General features: G+C 65.1%; 16 protein-coding genes and 2 pseudogenes. 10 read left to right on the top strand and 8 right to left on the bottom strand.

What is annotated here, in order from left to right:
* Nucleotides 1–2 precede the first annotated feature (2 nt).
* Nucleotides 3–236, top strand: coding sequence for a helix-turn-helix domain-containing protein (locus BDW16_RS20880; protein ID WP_307695333.1), 234 nt, complete (start codon nt 3–5; stop codon nt 234–236).
* Here BDW16_RS20880 and BDW16_RS20885 read toward each other — a convergent pair.
* On the bottom strand, nt 233–1084 hold the full coding sequence (locus BDW16_RS20885) for an AAA family ATPase (RefSeq protein ID WP_066579372.1): 852 nt from the start codon (nt 1082–1084) through the stop codon (nt 233–235). The two genes, BDW16_RS20880 and BDW16_RS20885, sit on opposite strands and share 4 nt — an antisense overlap.
* Nucleotides 1085–1229: 145 nt before the next feature.
* On the opposite strand from BDW16_RS20885, the gene BDW16_RS20890 reads away from it, so the two are divergent.
* A complete protein-coding gene (locus BDW16_RS20890; RefSeq protein ID WP_066579378.1) occupies nt 1230–1679 on the top strand; it encodes an MliC family protein in 450 nt (149 codons plus the stop codon).
* Nucleotides 1680–1732: 53 nt separating this feature from the next.
* Here BDW16_RS20890 and BDW16_RS20895 read toward each other — a convergent pair whose 3' ends face one another.
* The gene (locus BDW16_RS20895; RefSeq protein WP_066579382.1) at nt 1733–2398 is read right to left on the bottom strand and encodes a DUF6975 family protein; all 666 of its coding nucleotides are present in this window, start codon (nt 2396–2398) and stop codon (nt 1733–1735) included.
* Nucleotides 2399–2582: 184 nt separating this feature from the next.
* Here BDW16_RS20895 and BDW16_RS20900 point away from each other — a divergent pair, with 184 nt between their 5' ends.
* The 4 genes from BDW16_RS20900 to BDW16_RS20915 are packed head-to-tail and all read left to right on the top strand — an operon-like array spanning nt 2583 to nt 6227.
* Nucleotides 2583–3197: a TetR/AcrR family transcriptional regulator gene (locus tag BDW16_RS20900; protein ID WP_066579386.1), complete on the top strand. Its 615-nt coding sequence runs from the start codon at nt 2583–2585 to the stop codon at nt 3195–3197.
* On the top strand, nt 3194–4162 hold the full coding sequence (locus BDW16_RS20905; RefSeq protein ID WP_066579389.1) for an HlyD family secretion protein: 969 nt from the start codon (nt 3194–3196) through the stop codon (nt 4160–4162). The genes BDW16_RS20900 and BDW16_RS20905 overlap by 4 nt, the downstream gene beginning before the upstream one ends.
* Nucleotides 4159–5091, top strand: coding sequence for an ABC transporter ATP-binding protein (locus BDW16_RS20910; protein ID WP_066579392.1), 933 nt, complete (start codon nt 4159–4161; stop codon nt 5089–5091). Before BDW16_RS20905 ends, BDW16_RS20910 begins: the two co-directional genes overlap by 4 nt.
* Nucleotides 5088–6227 carry an ABC transporter permease gene (locus tag BDW16_RS20915; RefSeq protein WP_066579395.1) on the top strand — a complete coding sequence of 380 codons (1140 nt, stop codon included), beginning with the start codon at nt 5088–5090 and terminating at the stop codon, nt 6225–6227. The genes BDW16_RS20910 and BDW16_RS20915 overlap by 4 nt, the downstream gene beginning before the upstream one ends.
* Before the next feature lie 127 nt (nt 6228–6354).
* Here BDW16_RS20915 and BDW16_RS20920 read toward each other — a convergent pair whose 3' ends face one another.
* The 6 genes from BDW16_RS20920 to BDW16_RS20945 form a co-directional block, all read right to left on the bottom strand.
* Complete coding sequence (locus BDW16_RS20920) at nt 6355–7473, bottom strand: glycoside hydrolase family protein (RefSeq protein ID WP_066579398.1); 1119 nt, start codon at nt 7471–7473, stop codon at nt 6355–6357.
* 125 nt (nt 7474–7598) lie between these two features.
* Nucleotides 7599–9620 (bottom strand): RNA polymerase sigma factor RpoD, encoded by a 2022-nt coding sequence (rpoD, locus tag BDW16_RS20925; protein WP_066579400.1) that lies wholly within the window; start codon nt 9618–9620, stop codon nt 7599–7601.
* Between the two features lie 52 nt (nt 9621–9672).
* Complete coding sequence (dnaG, locus tag BDW16_RS20930) at nt 9673–11526, bottom strand: DNA primase (RefSeq protein ID WP_066579406.1); 1854 nt, start codon at nt 11524–11526, stop codon at nt 9673–9675.
* 18 nt (nt 11527–11544) lie between these two features.
* The gene (locus tag BDW16_RS20935) at nt 11545–12258 is read right to left on the bottom strand and encodes a hypothetical protein (protein WP_066579409.1); all 714 of its coding nucleotides are present in this window, start codon (nt 12256–12258) and stop codon (nt 11545–11547) included.
* Nucleotides 12255–12731, bottom strand: coding sequence for a hypothetical protein (locus BDW16_RS20940; RefSeq protein WP_100362821.1), 477 nt, complete (start codon nt 12729–12731; stop codon nt 12255–12257). The genes BDW16_RS20935 and BDW16_RS20940 overlap by 4 nt, the downstream gene beginning before the upstream one ends.
* Nucleotides 12732–12742: 11 nt before the next feature.
* Complete coding sequence (locus BDW16_RS20945) at nt 12743–13195, bottom strand: GatB/YqeY domain-containing protein (RefSeq protein ID WP_066579413.1); 453 nt, start codon at nt 13193–13195, stop codon at nt 12743–12745.
* A gap of 147 nt (nt 13196–13342) precedes the next feature.
* Here BDW16_RS20945 and carA point away from each other — a divergent pair, with 147 nt between their 5' ends.
* The 4 genes and pseudogenes from carA to BDW16_RS20965 all read left to right on the top strand — a co-directional run.
* A complete protein-coding gene (carA, locus tag BDW16_RS20950; RefSeq protein WP_066579414.1) occupies nt 13343–14515 on the top strand; it encodes a glutamine-hydrolyzing carbamoyl-phosphate synthase small subunit in 1173 nt (390 codons plus the stop codon).
* A complete protein-coding gene (locus BDW16_RS20955) occupies nt 14512–14805 on the top strand; it encodes a hypothetical protein (RefSeq protein WP_066579418.1) in 294 nt (97 codons plus the stop codon). Before carA ends, BDW16_RS20955 begins: the two co-directional genes overlap by 4 nt.
* Nucleotides 14805–18136: pseudogene (gene carB / locus BDW16_RS20960) on the top strand (carbamoyl-phosphate synthase large subunit). The gene BDW16_RS20955 and the pseudogene carB overlap by 1 nt, the downstream one beginning before the upstream one ends.
* 80 nt (nt 18137–18216) lie before the next feature.
* A pseudogene (locus BDW16_RS20965) lies at nt 18217–18337 on the top strand (transcription elongation factor GreA); the annotation flags it as partial.

An 18337-nucleotide genomic window follows, 5' to 3' on the forward strand; every position in this document is an offset into this window, starting at 1 on the left:
CGATGGTGGTGACGTTGGACGTGGTGCTCGGCGATCGCGGGATCACCGGCAAGGAACTGGCGCGGCAGATCGGTATCAGCGAGACGCAGCTCTCGCTGTTCCGTTCGGGCAAGGTGCGGGGAATCCGTTTCGCCACGCTCGCGCGCCTGTGCCTGGCGCTCGATTGTCAGCCGGGTGAACTGCTTACTTATGCGCACGATCCCGGCGATCTGGTGGCCGGAAGCTTGGAGGACTAGCCCTTCCCGCCGTGGCGCCGGGTCATGAACGCCAGCCGTTCGAACAGCATTACGTCCTGCTCGTTCTTGAGCAGCGCGCCGTGGAGCGGGGGGATCGCCTTGCTTGGGTCGCGCGACTGGAGGACGTCGAGCGGCATGTCCTCGTGCAGCAGCAGCTTGAGCCAGTCGAGCAGCTCGCTGGTGCTGGGCTTCTTCTTGAGGCCGGGGACCTCGCGGATGTCGTAGAATATATCCATCGCCTTGCTCACCAGGATCTTCTGGATGCCGGGGAAATGGACGTCGATGATCGCCTGCATCGTCTCGCGATCGGGGAATTTGATATAGTGGAAGAAGCAACGGCGCAGGAACGCGTCGGGCAGTTCCTTCTCGTTGTTGCTGGTGATGACGACGATCGGGCGCTCGGCGGCGCGGACGGTCTCGCCGGTTTCGTAGACATGGAATTCCATGCGATCGAGTTCCTGAAGCAGGTCGTTCGGGAACTCGATATCGGCCTTGTCGATCTCGTCGATCAGTAGCACGGGCAGGGTGGGGGAGGTGAACGCCTCCCACAGCTTGCCGCGGCGGATATAGTTGGCGATGTCGTGGACGCGCTCGTCGCCGAGTTGTCCGTCGCGCAGGCGGGCGACCGCGTCATATTCGTACAGGCCCTGATGCGCCTTGGTGGTCGACTTGACATTCCATTCGATCAGCGGCGCGCCGACCGCCTTCGCTATCTCGTACGCCAGCACCGTCTTGCCGGTGCCCGGTTCACCTTTGACCAGCAAGGGGCGGCGCAGCGTGACCGCGGCATTGACGGCGACCTTGAGGTCGTCGGTGGCGACATAGCTCTGGGTGCCTTCGAAACGCATCTGTGTTCCCGCCGGAAATTGGAAGATCGGGTATGGGGTAGCGGGATTGGGTTCGGGGACGCAAGCGGTTTGCCTGTATCCCGGCGCTTTCGTAAGGTCCCGCCGCGGTTCGACTCATCGCCGCGCTGAAAAAGAGGAACGTCCGATGCCCAAGCCGTATTCCGGAATCCTTCTTGCCACCTCGCCCCTGTTCGCACTCGCGCTTCTCGCCGGTTGCGGCAAGAAGAGCGAGACCGCACCGGCGAATACCACCGAACCGGCGATGACGGCGAACGAGACGCTGCCGGCGAATGACGCCGCTGCTGCGCCGCTGACCGCAGCCTATGACTGTATGCCTGCGCTGCTGTTGAGCGCGACCTATGACAATAGCGGCGCGACGCCCAAGGCGAAGCTGACGATCGGCGACAAGAGCTATGACCTGACCGGCGTTCAGGCGGCAAGCGGCGCCAAATATGCGACCGATCAGGGCCGCTCGGCGGGCAAGACACTGGTGTGGTGGACCAAGGGGCCGGAAGGCACGCTTTATGAGGGCAAGGTCGGCGGTACCGATGCCGACGAGAAGAAGGTTTCGAGCTGCAGCGAACGCAAGGGCTGATCCAGCGCCGACTTGACCGGGGCGGGCACGCGAAGGCGTCCCGCCCTTTTTCGTCAGAGCATGTCGCGGGCGGAGGAGCGGGCTTCGAGCACGTCCCAGATGCCCCGATGCTGGGCAAGCATCTGCTGGGCGCCGAACAGCATGGCACGCTCGACCGGCAGGGTAGCGGCCAGCGCATCGATCACCGTGGCGGTCTCATGCACCGGGGGCAGGATCGACTCGGGGGAGTCGAGGCCCAGCCGCTCAGCCGCGATATCCAGCAGTCCGCGGATCACTGGCCAGTCGAGCACCAGCGCGATCGCCGTTCCGTCCGCGCAGCCGGTGCGATCGGACTGGGCGAGCATGTCCAGCGCATGACGCTGGGCCGCGACCGCGGCTTCGGACTGGGCCTGCCCCGGCGTGCTGGGCAGCGGCCCTGCGGCTGCGACGAGGCGAACAATGAAGGCGCGCTCCGCCGAAAATCCCTCAGCGGCCTGCGCCATCCACCCTGCGGTGGCCGGTTCGCGCGAATGAAGGCTCGCCTGCTCGACGACATCGGGGTGGCGCGCGTGGAGCAGGCAGATCATGTGCACGGCGTCGGCCAGGTCGCGCATCGGCGCGATGCCGGTGGTGAGGCGCGCAAGAAAGCGATGGCTCGCACTGCCGTCTGCGGCGACGAGCGCCGTCAGCGTGCCCGAAGCGCCGCCAAGTCCTGCCGTCTGCACCGACTTCAAAGCCATTCGATCCCCGCATTCGATCCGCACCGGACGATCCGGCGCCTGCGGAACTGCTGTGGCCCACAGGTCTATACCGAACCACGTAAAGACCTGGTTGATACCCGGTTTACCACGGTGAAGGGATTGTCCGGAGCGACCAAAGGAAAACAGGCTTCACAATAACTGACCAGTCAGTTATTTATTATCCATGCCACGCCGTACCCCGCCCAATCGCCGCGAGGCCATTCTGAACGCTGCACGCATCCAGTTTGCGGCGAGCGGCTATGCCGGAACTCGCATGGAGGATGTAGCGGCCGGGGTCGGCATCTCGAAGGCCGCACTCTATCTGCAATTCGCCGACAAGGCGGCGCTGTTCCGGGAAATGGTGGACGGGACGCTGCTGACGCGGCTGCCCGCGGCGCTGCCGCCGGAAGTGGAATCGGCGCCGCCCGCGGTCCAGCTGGAGACGCTGGTGCGGCTGGGTGCCCGTCAGCTCGCCGAGCCCGAGATCGCGTTTCTGCCGCGGCTGGTGATCGGCGAGGGCGGGAATTTTCCGGAGATCGCGCGTACCTATCATGACCGTGCGGTCGATCGCATCCTGACATTAGTCGCCGGTATCGTCGCGCGCGGAATTGCCGACGGCAGTTTCCGTCGGGTCGATCCCTATCTGACGGCGCGGACGGTGGCCGGCGCGTTGCTGCTCGGCGCATTGTGGAAGACGGTGTTCGAACCGGTCGGCGCCGCCCCGGTGGATATGGAAGGGCTGGCTGCCTCGCACATCGACATCGTGTTGAACGGGCTTCTCGCAGGAGTGCGCCGATGAAACGGATATTGCCCCTGGCAGCGATCGGGATCGCGGTGCTCGCCGCGCTGATCTGGTGGGCGTTCGGACGGGACGAGGGGCCGGAGCCATGGCTAGGCTATGTCGAGGGCGAGGCGATCGAGGTCGCGGCGCCGGTGTCGGGCCAGCTCGCGGCACTCAACGTCCAGCGCGGCGGACAGGTGACGGCGGGGCAGCCGCTGTTCGCACTCAACGCGGCAACCACCGAGGCCGAGCTCAAGCGGTTGAGGGCGCAGCTGGCATCTGCACAGGCGCAGCGCGATGACCTGGCCAAGGCGCGCCAGCGGCCCGCCGAGCTCGACATCGCCCGTGCGCAACAGGCGGCGGCGCGGGCCGAAGTGACGCGGACGGCGCGCGAGTATCAGCGGATCGCGACGCTCGCCCAGCGTGGTTTCGCCACCAAGAGCCAACTGGATGCGGCGCGCGCGGCAGCAGACGGCGCGCGGGCGTCGCTGAGCCAGGCGCAGGCCAGCGAAGCATCGGGCAAACTCGCAGGCCGTGTCGACCAGATCGCCGCCGCCGATGCCCAGATCGCGGCGGCGCAGGCCGCGATCGCCGTGCAGAGCCGCCGCGGCGAGGAGATCGCGCCGCTGGCACCGGCTGCGGGGCTGGTCGAGCAGACCTATTTCAACCCCGGCGAATGGGTACCCGCGAACACGCCCGTGGTTCGGTTGTTGCCGCCGGGCCGGGTGAAGATCCGCTTTTATGCCCCGCAAGCGGCGGTCGCCGGTCTGAAGCCCGGGTCGAAGGTGACGGTGACCTGCGACGGCTGTGGCGGGCCGGTCGCTGCCACTGTGCGCTATGTTGCGGCACAGGCGGAATTCACGCCGCCGGTGATCTACAGCGAACGCGCGCGCGCCAAGCTCGTCTTTCTGGTCGAAGCCTATCCCGACAGCGGCATCGAGCGGTTCCGCCCGGGCCTGCCGGTCGAGGTGCAACCGCAGTGACCGGCGACGCGGCCATTTCGGTCGAGGGGCTGACCAAGAGATTCGGCAACCGGACGGTGGTCGACACTGTGAGCCTTGAGGTCGGGCGCGGCCGGATCTGCGGGTTTCTGGGCCCCAACGGATCGGGCAAGACCACGACGCTGCGGATGATCTGCGGGCTGCTGATCCCGGACGGCGGGGGCGGCGAGGTGCTGGGGATGGATCTGCTTACCCAGCGCGAGCTGATCAAGCGCCGGATCGGCTATATGACCCAGCGCTTCGGCCTGTTCGAGGACCTGACGATCCGCGAGAATCTGGCCTTCGTCGCCGACGCCTATGGGCTGGACGAGAAGATGAAGCGTGTCGATGCCGCGCTCGAGCGGCTGGGTCTCGAGACTCGCGCCGGTCAGCTGGCCGGCACGCTTTCGGGCGGGTGGAAGCAACGGCTCGCGCTGGCCGCCTGCGTGCTGCACGATCCGGAGATATTGCTGCTCGACGAACCGACCGCCGGCGTCGACCCGCTCGCGCGGCGCGAATTTTGGGATCAGGTCCATATGCTCTCGGCGGAAGGCACGACCGTCCTCGTCTCGACCCATTATATGGACGAGGCCGAGCGCTGCCACGATATCGCGTACATCGCCTATGGCGTGCTGCTCGCGCGCGGCACGGCGGATGAGATCGTCGTGCAATCGGGGCTGGTCGCGCTGGCGGGTGAGGGGCCGGGCGCCGACCGGCTTGCGCCCAAGCTGGAGCGTGCGCCGGGCGTGGCGATGGCCGCTGCGTTCGGGCCGACGGTGCATGTCTGCGGCCGCGACATGGCGGCATTGCGGGCGGCGGTGGCCGACATCGCGCCCGGCATCAGCTGGCGCGAGACCGAGCCGACGCTGGAGGATGTGTTCATCCACCTGATGCGTGGCGCCACCGACAACAGCACGGAGCCGCGCACATGACGCAGGGGTTCACCCTCGCCTGGCGGCGCATCTGGGCCGTGCTGGTCAAGGAGGTGCATCAGCTGCGCCGCGATCCGCTGACCTTCGGCATGGTGGTCGGGCTTCCGCTCGTCCAGCTGATCCTGTTCGGCTTCGCGATCAACAACGATCCCCGACACCTGCGCGCGGCGCTGGAGATGAACGATCACAGCTCGATCACCCGCACCGTCGAGAATTCGCTTCGCGCGAGCAGCTATTTCGAGCTGGTGCCGGTGAGCAAGCCGGGAGAGGGCGAGGCGATGCTGCGCCGCGGATCGGTGCAGTTCCTGATCGTCGTGCCGAGCAACTTCACGCGCGACCTGGTCCGCGGCGAGCGGCCGCAACTGCTCGTGCTGGCCGACGCGACCGATCCGGCCGCGACCGGCAATGCGACCTTTGCGGTCGAGCAGGCGGTGCTTTCGGGGCTGCGGCACGACCTGATCGGCCCGCTGACGGCGCGCGCGGGAACGCCGTCTCCGGTCGAGGTGGTGATCCAGCGGCGCTACAATCCGGAAGGGATCACCAGTCACAATATCGTCCCCGGCCTGCTCGCGGTGGTGCTGTCGATGACGATGGTGATGATGACCTCGATCGCCGTCGCGCGCGAGCGGGAGCGCGGGACGATGGAGAACCTTCTCGCCATGCCGTTGCGACCCATGGAGGTGATGACGGGCAAGATCCTGCCCTATGTGCTGATCGGCGCGGCGCAGACGGTGATCATCGTGGTACTGGCCGGGCTGATCTTCCACGTGCCGTTTGCGGGTGCCGCATGGTTGCTGGCGCTGGCGACATTGGTGTTCATCACCGTCAGCTTGCTGCTCGGCTTCACGCTCTCGACCTTCGCCAAGACGCAGATGCAGGCGATGCAGATGAGCTTCTTCTACATCCTGCCCAGCATCCTGCTCTCCGGCTTTGCGTTCCCCTATGCGGGTATGCCGCGCTGGGCGCAGTGGCTGGGCGAGCTGCTGCCGGTTACCCACTATCTGCGCGTGGTGCGCGGGGTGATGCTCAAGGGCTGGTACCCCGGCGAGGCGCTGACCCAATTGCTGATCCTCGCCGCGCTCGGCGCTGTGTTCGCGGTGATCGCGGTGCGGCGCTATGGCGATACGCTTGAGTGAGGAGGGCGCGGTCCCTGTTCGCCAACATTGCTGACGTTCGGAAAGCAGGCAGTCTGGAAGCGACCCCGTTGCAGTCGCTCCGCTCAAACGGCCCGACTGGCCGACATCGCGGCTCTATCGGCTCTGCTCACTCGCTGAGCTTCACCTTGACCTTGCCGATCGCCCAGAAGGGCTTGTCCTTCATGCGGCCGGTGTAGAGGATCGTATAGATTCCGTTGCCCTCCGCCACCAGGCCGAGCGGGGTGCGCAGGTCCGAGGCCCAGTTGTTTGCGTCGCTCTGCACGATCAGCGAGCGGCCCTGGTGCCAGCGGATGCCGTCCGTCGACACGCTGTAGCTGACCGAGTTGTTGGGACGGGCCGGCAGGTCGGGCTGGACCGGGGTGAAGTGGTTGGAATCGTACAGCGCCATGTAATGGCCGTTGGGCAGCTTCTCCACGATCGGATTCTCGATGAACAGGCTCTCGATCGGCGAGGGCTGCTCGCTCGGCACGCGGTTCCATTTAGTCGCGGTCAGGCTGTCGCCCGTCGCGACGCCGACATACCAGGGCGAGACCGGGAAGTGGTTGTGACTGCCGTGCAGCGCGACCCATTTGTTGTTCCCGATCTTGTACGGGAAGAAGCTGTCGAGGCCCTGTTGCCCCTCCCATTTGGCGGCGTCCTTGCCGCCCGGCGCCATCGACACGTCGGCGTCCTTGTAAGGCCCGCCAATGCCCTTGCGGCCGGGCGTCTGCGACACCGCGCGAACCGCGATGCCCTCATAATCGAGGTTGAGCGCTTCGCCCTTCTCGCGATTGCCGCCGCGATAGGCGATGTAGAACAGGTTCCAGCGATCGGTCTTCTCGTCGAAGATCACGCCCTGCAGCCACACTTCCGAGCGGTGGTTGAGGTGCGAGCGGCCGGGCACGCTGTTCACCACCGTACCCTGGCGCGTCCAGCTGGTCGCGTCGGCGCTGGTCCAGTGGGCGATGCGCAGGTCGAGATGGGGGCGGCCGAACATCTCCGAGATGAAGAGGTGGTAAGTGCCGTCGATCTTGAGCGTCATCCCGGTCTCGAAACCGGACTTGTTGTCGCCGAGCTGATTGCTGTCGGGGCCGATCACCGGGCCCTGCGTTTCCTCGATGATCGTCAGCTTCTCGCGGAAGCTGGCATCGCGCTGGTCGAGATTGTAGTTTTGCCCGGACACGGGCGCCGCCAACAGTGCCGCCGCAATCGCAATCACCCGCCGTGCCATCTCGCTGCTCTCCATTTCATATTATCATAAGTCATAATATGAATATGCCGGTATGCGTGCGAGTGCAACCGCCGAGGTCTTGCGGATACGAAAAAGGGCGGGAAAATCCCGCCCTTTCCGTTTCTATCGCTGACCCTCGATCACTGATCGAGGAACGACCGCATCTTGCGCGACCGGCTCGGGTGCTTGAGCTTGCGCAGCGCCTTGGCCTCGATCTGGCGGATACGCTCGCGGGTCACGCTGAACTGCTGGCCGACTTCCTCGAGCGTATGGTCGGTGTTCATGCCGATGCCGAAGCGCATGCGCAGCACGCGCTCCTCGCGCGGGGTCAGGCTGGCGAGGACGCGGGTGACCGTTTCCTTGAGGTTTGCCTGAATCGCGGCGTCCACCGGGATGATCGCGTTCTTGTCCTCGATGAAGTCGCCGAGATGGCTATCCTCCTCGTCGCCGATCGGCGTTTCGAGGCTGATCGGCTCCTTGGCGATCTTCATCACCTTGCGGACCTTCTCCAGCGGCATCGACAGGCGCTCGGCCATTTCCTCCGGCGTCGGTTCGCGGCCCTGCTCGTGCAGGAACTGGCGGCTGGTGCGGACCAGCTTGTTGATCGTTTCGATCATGTGCACCGGGATACGGATGGTGCGCGCCTGATCGGCGATCGAGCGGGTGATCGCCTGACGGATCCACCAGGTCGCATAGGTGCTGAACTTGTAGCCGCGGCGATATTCGAACTTATCGACGGCCTTCATCAGGCCGATATTGCCCTCCTGGATCAGGTCCAGGAACTGCAGGCCGCGATTGGTGTATTTCTTGGCGATCGAGATGACGAGGCGCAGGTTCGCCTCGACCATTTCCTTCTTCGCGATACGCGCCTCGCGCTCGCCCTTCTGCACCATGTTGACGATGCGGCGGAATTCGGTGAGCGCCATGCCGGTCTGCTGGCTGATCTCGCTGACCTCGACGCGGATGCGGTCGACCGCGGCGCCTTCGTTCGCGGCGAATGCGGCCCATTTCTTGTCGAGCTTCTCGACCGAGGCGATGAAGCTCTCGTCGAGCTCATGGCCCATATAACGGTCGAGGAAATCCTTGCGGTTGACCTTGTGGCGCTCGGCAAGGCGCAGCATCTGGCCGCCCAGCGCGGTCAGGCGCCGGTTGAAGCTGTAGAGCTGATCGACGAGATACTCGATCTTCGCCTGGTGGAACTGCACGGACTCGACCTCGGCGGTCAGCTCCTCGCGCAGCTTGTGGTACTTCTTCTCGTCCGCCGCGGTCAGCTCGCCGCCCGCCGCCATCGCGTCGAGCCGCTGCTGCTGGACCTTGCTGAACTTCTTGTAGATCGACGTGATGTTTGCGAAGCGCTCCAGCGCCTGTGGCTTCAGCGTCTCTTCCATCTGGGCGAGGCTGAGGGTGTTGTCCTCTTCCTCCTCGTCCGAAATGCGCGGGGCGCGGCGCTCGGTCAGCTCGTCGTCCTCGTCGGCGCTCGCTTCTTCGGGCTCTTCCTCTTCCTTGAAGCTGGCGCCGGCGGTCTTCTCGCTGATCTCGCCCGAATCGTCGTCCTCGGCACCCTCGACCTGCTCGGCCGACGGACCCTTGGAGAGCATCGCGTCGAGATCGAGGATCTCGCGCAGCTGCATCGTGCCTTCGTTGAGCGCGTCCGACCAGCCGATGATCGCGTTGAAGGTGATCGGCGATTCGCACAGGCCGAGGATCATCGTGTCGCGGCCGGCCTCGATCCGCTTGGCGATCGCGATCTCGCCCTCGCGGCTGAGCAGCTCGACGGCGCCCATCTCGCGTAGATACATGCGGACGGGATCGTCGGTGCGATCGACCGTCTCCTTCTTCTTCGCGATCTCGAACGGTTCGTCGTCCTTGTCGGACGAATCCACCTCGTCGGGAGTGTCATCCTCGGGCTGCTCGTCCTCGCCGACATCCTCGTTCTCGACGACATTGACGCCCATGTCGGACAGCGCCGACATCACGTCTTCGATCTGGTCGGTCGTGAACTGATCCTGCGGGAGCATTTCGTTGAGCTGATCGACGGTGATGTAACCGCGCTTCTTGGCGCGGGCGACCAGCTTCTTGATGGAGCCTTCGTTGAGATCGATCAGCGGCGCATCGCCGGTCTCGGTCGTATCCCCGTCGTCTGCCATGATTGCCTTTGCCATCGATTACCTTCGAAAACCGGATGGCGGCTATTATACGCCGCCTATTCCTGAATTATGCCTCGTCCGCAAGCATCAGATTCGCGAGTCGCGTCTCAAGCTCCGCCTTGCGCCGTACCAGCGCTACCTGACGATCGAACGCTTCGTCGCTGAAACGCGCCTGAACCGCAGCGGTTGCCTCTGCCAACGCAGCATCGACCTGCGGCCTTGCGACAAGCACCGCGATCGCTTCGCCAAGATCGAGCGCCGCCCGTTCCGCGTCCCACTCTTTCTGCGTGAAGGTGAAGCGAAGCGCGTCGGCGCGGAGCAGTTCCGCAGCTATCTGATCAAAACCGGACGCCGCCAATATGGTGCGCAGGCGAGCGGTATCAAGCGCCTGATCTTCAAGGGCGACATCGATCACGGCCTCGAACAGCCGGCCCAGTGCGCCGTCGGCGACACGAAGGCTGGAGAGTGTCTCCATGTGACGGGCGATCTCTGCCGGATGGCGGATCAGACCGGCGAGCACCGCCTTGGCGAGAACGCGGTCGATCCCGGTCGCACCCACCGCCTGTGTGGCCGGGCCGGGGGGCGGTTCGGGCGGCTGCCAGCGCTGGCCGGAGCGGCCAGGCGCGCGGCCTCCCTGCGCGCGCGGCGTGAAGGTGCGCGGTGCAGGGGCGAAATGGGCGTCGCAACGATTGCGGAACTCGGTAATGTATTCGTGGCGGACATTGCCGTCCTGGATCGTCGCCGCAAGATCGGACAGGCGGCGTTTGAGGCCCGCACGCGCCTCGGGCGTCTCCAGCGGTTCGGCGGCAAGCTCGTGCTGCCAGATACGGTCGGCGAGCGGCTGGGCGGCCTGAAGCAGTGCCTCGAACGCCTGCGGGCCCGCGGAACGGACGAGATCGTCGGGGTCCTGGCCGTTGGGCAGGGTGACAAAGGCAAGGCTGCGGCCGGGCGCCAGATGGGGCAGGGCGCGATGCGCCGCCCGCATCGCCGCCTTCTGTCCCGCCGCGTCGCCATCGAACGCGAGCAGTGGAATGTCCGCCATCCGCCACAGCCGCTCCAGCTGATGCTCGGTCAGCGCCGTACCGAGCGGCGCCACCGCCTCCCCGAACCCCGCCTGCGCCAGCGCGATCACGTCCATATAGCCTTCGACCGCGATCACCCGCCCGGTCTTGCGCGACGCGGCCTGGGCGCGATCGAGATTGTAGAGCGTGCGCCCCTTGTCGAAGAGCGGGGTCTCGGGCGAATTCAGATATTTGGGCTCGCCCTCGCCGATGATGCGGCCGCCGAACGCGATCACCCGGCCGCGCGCATCCTTGATCGGGATCATCAGCCGGCCGCGGAACCGATCGTACGGCTCCTTGCCCTCGACCTGGATCAGCATCCCGGCCTCGACCAGCATCGGGTCGCCATAGGCTTTGAGCGTCTCGCGCAATTTGCTGCGCGAATCCGGCGCGAACCCCATGCCGAAGTCGCGCGCCGTATCTGCGGTGATCCGCCGCCGCTCGAGCAGCGCGCGCGCCTCCGCCCCGGCGAGCCCGTGGAGTTGATCGACGTAGAATCTGGCCGCATCGGCCATCGCTTCGTGCAGGCCCTTGGCCTTTTCCGCCTTCTCCGCGGCGCGCGGATCGGCCTGAGGCACGTCCATTCCGGCTGCGGCGGCGAGTTCCTTCACCGCATCCATGAAAGGCAGGCCCTGCTGATCGGTCATCCACCGGATCGCGTCGCCATGCGCGCCGCAGCCGAAGCAATGGTAGAAGCCCTTGTCGTCGTTGATCGTGAACGACGGCGTCTTCTCGTTATGGAACGGGCAGCACGCCTTCCACTCCCGCCCCGCGCGCGTGATCTTCACGCTGCGCCCGATCAGGGCGGACAGCGTGGTGCGCGTGCGCAGTTCGTCGAGAAAGGCGGGGGTGAGACTCATTCCCTCAGTACAGCATGTTCAGGGTGCCTCCGCGGCACGGGAGCGAATGGGAGGCAGATCGGCGGCCCGGCTGACCAGACCCCGGAAGGCATTGTCGAACCGGACATCGGCTATGATCGGGGCGATTGTCACGCCGCGTGCCTGCAGGTCGGCTGGGATGGCATCCGAAGCGTTTGGTTCGTCGTGCACGATCGTGAACGACATGACGATGTTCATCAACGTTCCGAAACGGACAAGGTCGTCGGACAGTTTGGCGGCCTGCAACCGCGTATCCTTTGCCTTGCCGTTTTCCCAGCTTCCGCTGACCCGGCCGACATAGGTGAACTTGCCGGGTTCGATATCGAACCCGTAAGACCCCAGCGAGAGCGCGGTTTCCCCGCCATGATCTCCGGTTCCGCCGATCACCCATCGCCCCGGGGTAACCGGGATGACGAAGAAGGAGCCATGCGCGTTGGTCGCCCATGCGCGACCCTTGGTGATCTGGGCCACATCGAGATTCTTGCTCGAACCCGGAGAGCCCAGGCCATATTTCCAGACCAGCTTCCCGGTCGTCGGATCCAGGCGGTTGAGATAGATGAAAGGGATGTCGGATTGCGGATGAACGGCAATCACGATGTAGCCCAGCTGATGGTCGACCTTGAGCTCGTTCGGCTTGACGGGCTTGGTCGCATTCGCGGCCGGAATAACCAGAGCCGTTCCGAGAGCCGCGAGCAGGAGAAGTGCGCGTTTCATGGAGCCAGCCTTTCTTCACCAGGCCGTGCGGAAGCCGCGAGTGCCGCAAATTTCTGCAGTGCCGGTTCGTTCAACCCGTCATCGACGACGGCCATGTCGCCCTTTCCGACGATCGCGTCCCATGCGTCCGGTTGCATGGCATAGCGATCATAGCCGTGCGCGTGCATGCAACGCCGCATGACGGCTGCACGCATGTCGCGGCGATCCTTTCCGCCCATGTAGTTGCCGAGAATGCCCTTGTTGTTGCCGATCATGTCGTTGAGCGAGAGCACTGGAAGCGCCTGCTCCGCACAGAAACGGTAATCGGCAAGCGCGGTCTCCTCCGACACTCCCGGCGCATGAAACATGAAGTGGCGCATCGGATTGATCAAAGACGCCTGTGTCGATTGCGCAAAGGCCGGGCTGACCGAAAAGCCCGACAAGAGCGGAAGCACCGTCAGCGCTATGACGATTGATTTGTGCGAAACCCCCATTTGCCCCTCTTTTAGCTGAGCGCCGCTTTCACCAGCCCCGACGCCTTGCTCATGTCGAGCTGGCTGGCGTGGCGCGCCTTCAGCTCCGCCATCACCCTACCCATGTCTTTCATGCCCGATGCGCCCAGCTCGGCCTTGATCGCCTCGATCGCCGCGCTGGTCTCCGCTTCGCTCATTTGCGCCGGGAGGAACCGCTCGATCACCGCGACTTCGGCCTTCTCCTTGTCGGCAAGCTCCTGGCGCCCGCCCTTTTCGAACATCTCGATCGACTCGCGACGTTGCTTGACCATCTTCTGAAGGACCTCGACCACCAGCGCGTCGTCATCGGTGACCGGGCCCTGGGTCCGCACCTCGATGTCGCGATTCTTGATCGCGCTCTGGATCAGGCGGATGGCGGCCGTGCCTTCCTTGTCGCCGCTCTTCATGGCGGTGATGACGGCAGCCTGGATATCGTCGCGGATCATTTTGTCTCTACCCACAGGTGAATCGGAATTATCCGGCCTTAGACCCCGCAGCCGTCCGACGCGAGGGTTGACGAATTGGGGGGAGGGGTCTAGCGGGCGGGCCTTAGCACACATTGCCGGAAACCCCTGTAGGAGCGCCCTCTCATAATGGCCGACGCGACGCCTTTTACCGTGCCTGAAGGAGCTACAGGCGTTCTTGTTCTTGCGTCGGGCGAAGTGATCTGGGGGCGTGGATTCGGGGCCGAGGGCCATGCCGCGGGCGAAGTCTGCTTCCACACCGCGATGACCGGCTATCAGGAGATCATGACCGACCCGTCCTTCGCGGGCCAGATGATCTGCTTCACCTTCCCCCATATCGGCAATGTCGGCGCCAACCCCGACGATGTCGAGGCGGACAATCCCCATGCGCTCGGCATGATCGTGCGCGAGGACGTGACCGAGCCGAGCAACTTCCGCAGCGTCGAGCGGCTCGACGACTGGATGAAGCAGCATGACCGCATCGGTCTTGCCGGGATCGACACCCGCGCGCTGACTCGCCGCATCCGCGGGCAGGGCGCGCCCAACGGCGTGATCGCCCATTCGGCGAGCGGCGAGTTCGACATTCCCTGGCTGCTCGAGCGAGCGCGCGCCTGGCCTGGGCTCGAGGGCATGGACCTCGCCATCACCGTCACCACCGAGACGCATTTCGGCTGGGAAGGCGGTGTGTGGCGGCTCGGCTTCGGCTATGGTGAAGAGGGTGCCGAGGATGGCCGCCCGCATGTCGTGGCGATCGATTATGGGTCGAAGCACAACATCTTCCGCAATCTGGTTCAGGCCGGCGCCAAGGTGACGGTGCTGCCCGCCACCGCGACCGCCGAGCAGGTGCTGAGCTTCAACCCTGACGGCATCTTTCTGTCGAACGGCCCGGGCGATCCCGCGGCGACCGGCGAATATGCGGTACCGGTGATCCGCGAGCTGCTGGAGACCAAGAAGCCGCTGTTCGGCATCTGCCTTGGCCACCAGCTGCTCGGCCTCGCAGTCGGTGCGCAGACCACCAAGATGTTCCAGGGCCATCGCGGCGCCAACCACCCGGTCAAGCGCCTCAGCGACGGCGCGGTCGAGATCACCAGCATGAACCATGGCTTCGCGATCGATCGCGCGACTTTGCCCGCGAATGTGACCGAGACCCATGTCTCGCTGTTCGACGGCAGCAATTGCGGGATCGAGATCGACGGCGGCCGCGCGTTCAGCGTGCAGTACCACCCCGAGGCGAGCCCGGGGCCGCAGGATAGTTTCTATCTGTTCGAGCGGTTTGTGGGGATGTTGGGGCAACCGGCGTGATTCTTCTGGCAGCAGCGTTGCTGGCTGATCCCGAAGTGGTGACCTGTTCGACGCGAGCCGGCGCCTGCCCGCAGGTCACCCAAATCATTAATAGCGACGCGCAAACTTGTGGCCTGACGGTGACCTTTGGCCCGGAGCCTGACGATGGCCTCAAAATCATTGCAGATGCTTGGCGTTTCACCGTGATTCTGCCGCCGATGGCGACGGATAGCCAAGTGGCCTGCATGGCCAAGGCGAGATCGACCCGGCATGCGCGCCTTTACCCTAATCGCCCTGAAAAGAAGCAATAATGCCCAAACGCACCGACATCTCCTCCATCCTCGTCATCGGCGCCGGTCCCATCGTGATCGGTCAGGCGTGCGAGTTCGACTATTCGGGCACGCAGGCGATCAAGGCGCTCAAGGAAGAGGGCTATCGCATCGTCCTGGTCAATTCGAACCCGGCGACGATCATGACCGATCCCGAGCTGGCCGACGCGACCTATGTCGAGCCGATCACGCCGGCGGTGGTCGCCAAGATCATCGAGAAGGAGCGGCCCGACGCCGTCCTGCCGACGATGGGTGGTCAGACCGCGCTCAACACCGCGCTGGCGCTGGCGAACGACGGCACGCTGGAGAAGTTCGGCTGCATCATGATCGGCGCGGATGCCGAGGCGATCGACAAGGCCGAGGATCGGCTGAAGTTCAAGGACGCGATGACCAAGATCGGGCTGGAATCGGCCCGCTCGGCGATCGCGCACAGCGAGGCCGATGCGCTGGCGGCGCTGGAGAAGGTCGGCCTGCCCGCGATCATCCGTCCCAGCTTCACCATGGGCGGCTCGGGCGCGGCATCGCCTACAACCGCGAGGAATTCCTCACCATCGTCCGCAGCGGCCTCGACCTGTCGCCGACGACCGAGGTGCTGATCGAGGAATCGCTGCTCGGCTGGAAGGAATATGAGATGGAGGTCGTGCGGGATCGCAACGACAACGCCATCATCATCTGTTCGATCGAGAATATCGACGCGATGGGCACCCATACCGGGGATTCGATCACCGTCGCGCCGGCGCTGACGCTGACCGACAAGGAATACCAGATCATGCGCAACGCATCGATCGCGGTGCTCCGGGAAATTGGCGTCGAAACCGGCGGTTCGAACGTGCAGTTCGCGGTGAATCCGAAGGACGGCCGCCTGATCGTGATCGAGATGAACCCGCGCGTGTCGCGCTCCTCGGCGCTGGCGTCGAAGGCGACCGGCTTCCCGATCGCCAAGGTCGCGGCCAAGCTGGCGGTGGGCTACACGCTCGACGAGATCGAGAACGACATCACCGGCGCGACCCCGGCGAGCTTCGAGCCGACGATCGACTATGTCGTCACCAAGATCCCGCGCTTCGCGTTCGAGAAGTTCAAGGGCGCCGAGGCGACGCTCGGCACCGCGATGAAGTCGGTCGGCGAGGTGATGGCGATCGGCCGCAACATCCATGAATCGATGCAGAAAGCGCTGCGCGGCCTCGAAACGGGCCTCAGCGGCTTCAACAATGTCGATCATCTCGCCGGCGCGCCGCGCGACGAGATCGAGGCGGCGCTGGCGATCCGCTCGCCCGACCGGCTGCTGATCGCGGCGCAGGCGCTGCGCGAAGGCTTCACCGTCGCCGAGGTTCATGCGCTCACCAAATACGACCCGTGGTTCCTTGAGCGGATGGCAGAGATCGTCCGCGCCGAGACCGAGGTCGCTACCAATGGCCTGCCGCAGGACGCGCGCGGGGATGCGCAAGCTCAAGTCGATGGGCTTTTCCGACAAGCGGCTGGCCTGGCTGGCGCTGCAATCGGCCAATCTGCGCGAGGGCGCGGGGGCGATGGCGCGCTCCTTCGGGCTGATCGGCGAAGTCGTCAAGGCGATGACCGGCGGCGTGACCGAGGCCGATGTGCGTGCGCACCGCCACAAGCTCGGCGTACGCCCGGTGTTCAAGCGGATCGACACCTGCCGGCCGAGTTCGATGCCAAGACGCCGTACATGTACTCGACCTATGAAGCGCCGAGCTTCGGCGAGCCCGAGTGCGAGAGCCAGGTTTCGGATCGCAGGAAGATCGTGATCCTGGGTGGCGGTCCGAACAGGATCGGGCAGGGGATCGAGTTCGACTATTGCTGCTGCCACGCATGCTTCGCGCTGTCGGACGCCGGGTTCGAGACGATCATGGTCAACTGCAACCCGGAAACGGTCAGCACCGACTATGACACGTCGGACCGCCTCTATTTCGAGCCGCTGACGGCCGAGGACGTGCTGGAGATCCTGCATGTCGAGCAGTCGAAGGGCGAATTGCTCGGCGTGATCGTGCAGTTCGGCGGGCAGACTCCGCTCAACCTGGCGCGCGCGCTGGAGGCGGCGGGGATCCCGATCCTCGGCACCTCGCCTGACGCGATCGATCTGGCCGAGGATCGCGAGCGCTTTGCCGATCTGGTGTCGAAGCTCGGCCTCAAACAGCCCGCCAACGGCATCGCGCGCAGCCGGGAAGAGGCGATCGCGGTGGCCGAGCGGATCGGTTACCCTGTGCTGACGCGGCCGTCCTATGTGCTGGGTGGCCGGGCGATGGAGATCGTCGATACGGTCGAGCAGCTCGATCATTACATCCAGACCGCGGTTCAGGTGTCGGGCGACGCCCCCGTGCTGATCGACCAGTATCTGCGCGATGCGGTCGAGGTGGATGTGGACGCGATCGCGGACGGCGACGATGTCGTGGTCGCGGGCGTGCTCCAGCATATCGAGGAAGCGGGCGTCCATTCGGGCGACAGCGCCTGCTCGATCCCGCCTTACTCGCTGTCGGCGCAGATCATCGCCGAGATCGAGCGCCAGACCGAGGCGCTGGCGCGCGGGTTGAACGTCAAGGGGCTGATGAACATCCAGTTCGCGGTCAAGGACGGCGAAGTCTACCTGATCGAGGTCAATCCGCGTGCGTCGCGCACCGTGCCGTTCGTCGCCAAGGCGATCGGCGCGCCCATCGCGAAGATCGCGAGCCGGGTGATGGCGGGCGAGAAGCTCAAGGACCTGCCGAAGATCGATCGCGACATCGACTATGTCGCGGTGAAGGAGGCGGTGTTCCCGTTCAACAAGTTCCCGGGCGTCGATCCGGTGCTGTCACCGGAAATGAAGTCCACGGGCGAAGTGATGGGAATCGACAGCGATTTCCCGATCGCCTTCGCCAAGTCGCAACTCGGTGCCGGCATGACCTTGCCGACCGAGGGCCGCGTGTTCGTGAGCGTCAAGGACGGCGACAAGCCGGTGGTGCTGCCGGGCGTGCGTATCCTGGTCGAACAGGGCTTTTCCATCGTCGCGACCGGCGGCACCGCGGACTATCTGGAGGCCAATGGCGTACCGGTCGAGCGCGTCAACAAGGTCGCCCAGGGCCGTCCGCACATCGTCGACCGCATCGTCGATGGCGACATCGCGCTGATCTTCAACACCACCGAAGGCTGGCAGTCGCTCAAGGATAGCGAATCGATCCGTGCGTCGGCGCTGTCGCTCAAGATTCCGTACTTCACCACCGCCCCGGCGAGCGTGGCGGCGGCGCGGGCAATTGCTGCACTTGCGGTCCAGTCCCTTGAAGTCCGCCCGTTGCAGTCCTACTATTCGCAATCGCACAATTGATCCCCACAACGAAGGTTAGGGTGCGGGCGAGCCAATTCAGGCGCGCCGGGAAAAGGGGTTTTGACGAAGGACGAAATGCGATGGCGACGGTCGAAAAGATGCCGATGCTCCAGGAGGGCTATGAGAAGCTCTCGGCGGAACTGAAGCGCCTCAAAGCCGAACGACCCCTGATCGTGGATGCGATCGAGGAGGCGCGAGCGC

It is taken from the genome of Sphingomonas koreensis, from assembly GCF_002797435.1.
GTDB classification, from domain to species: Bacteria; Pseudomonadota; Alphaproteobacteria; order Sphingomonadales; family Sphingomonadaceae; genus Sphingomonas; species Sphingomonas koreensis.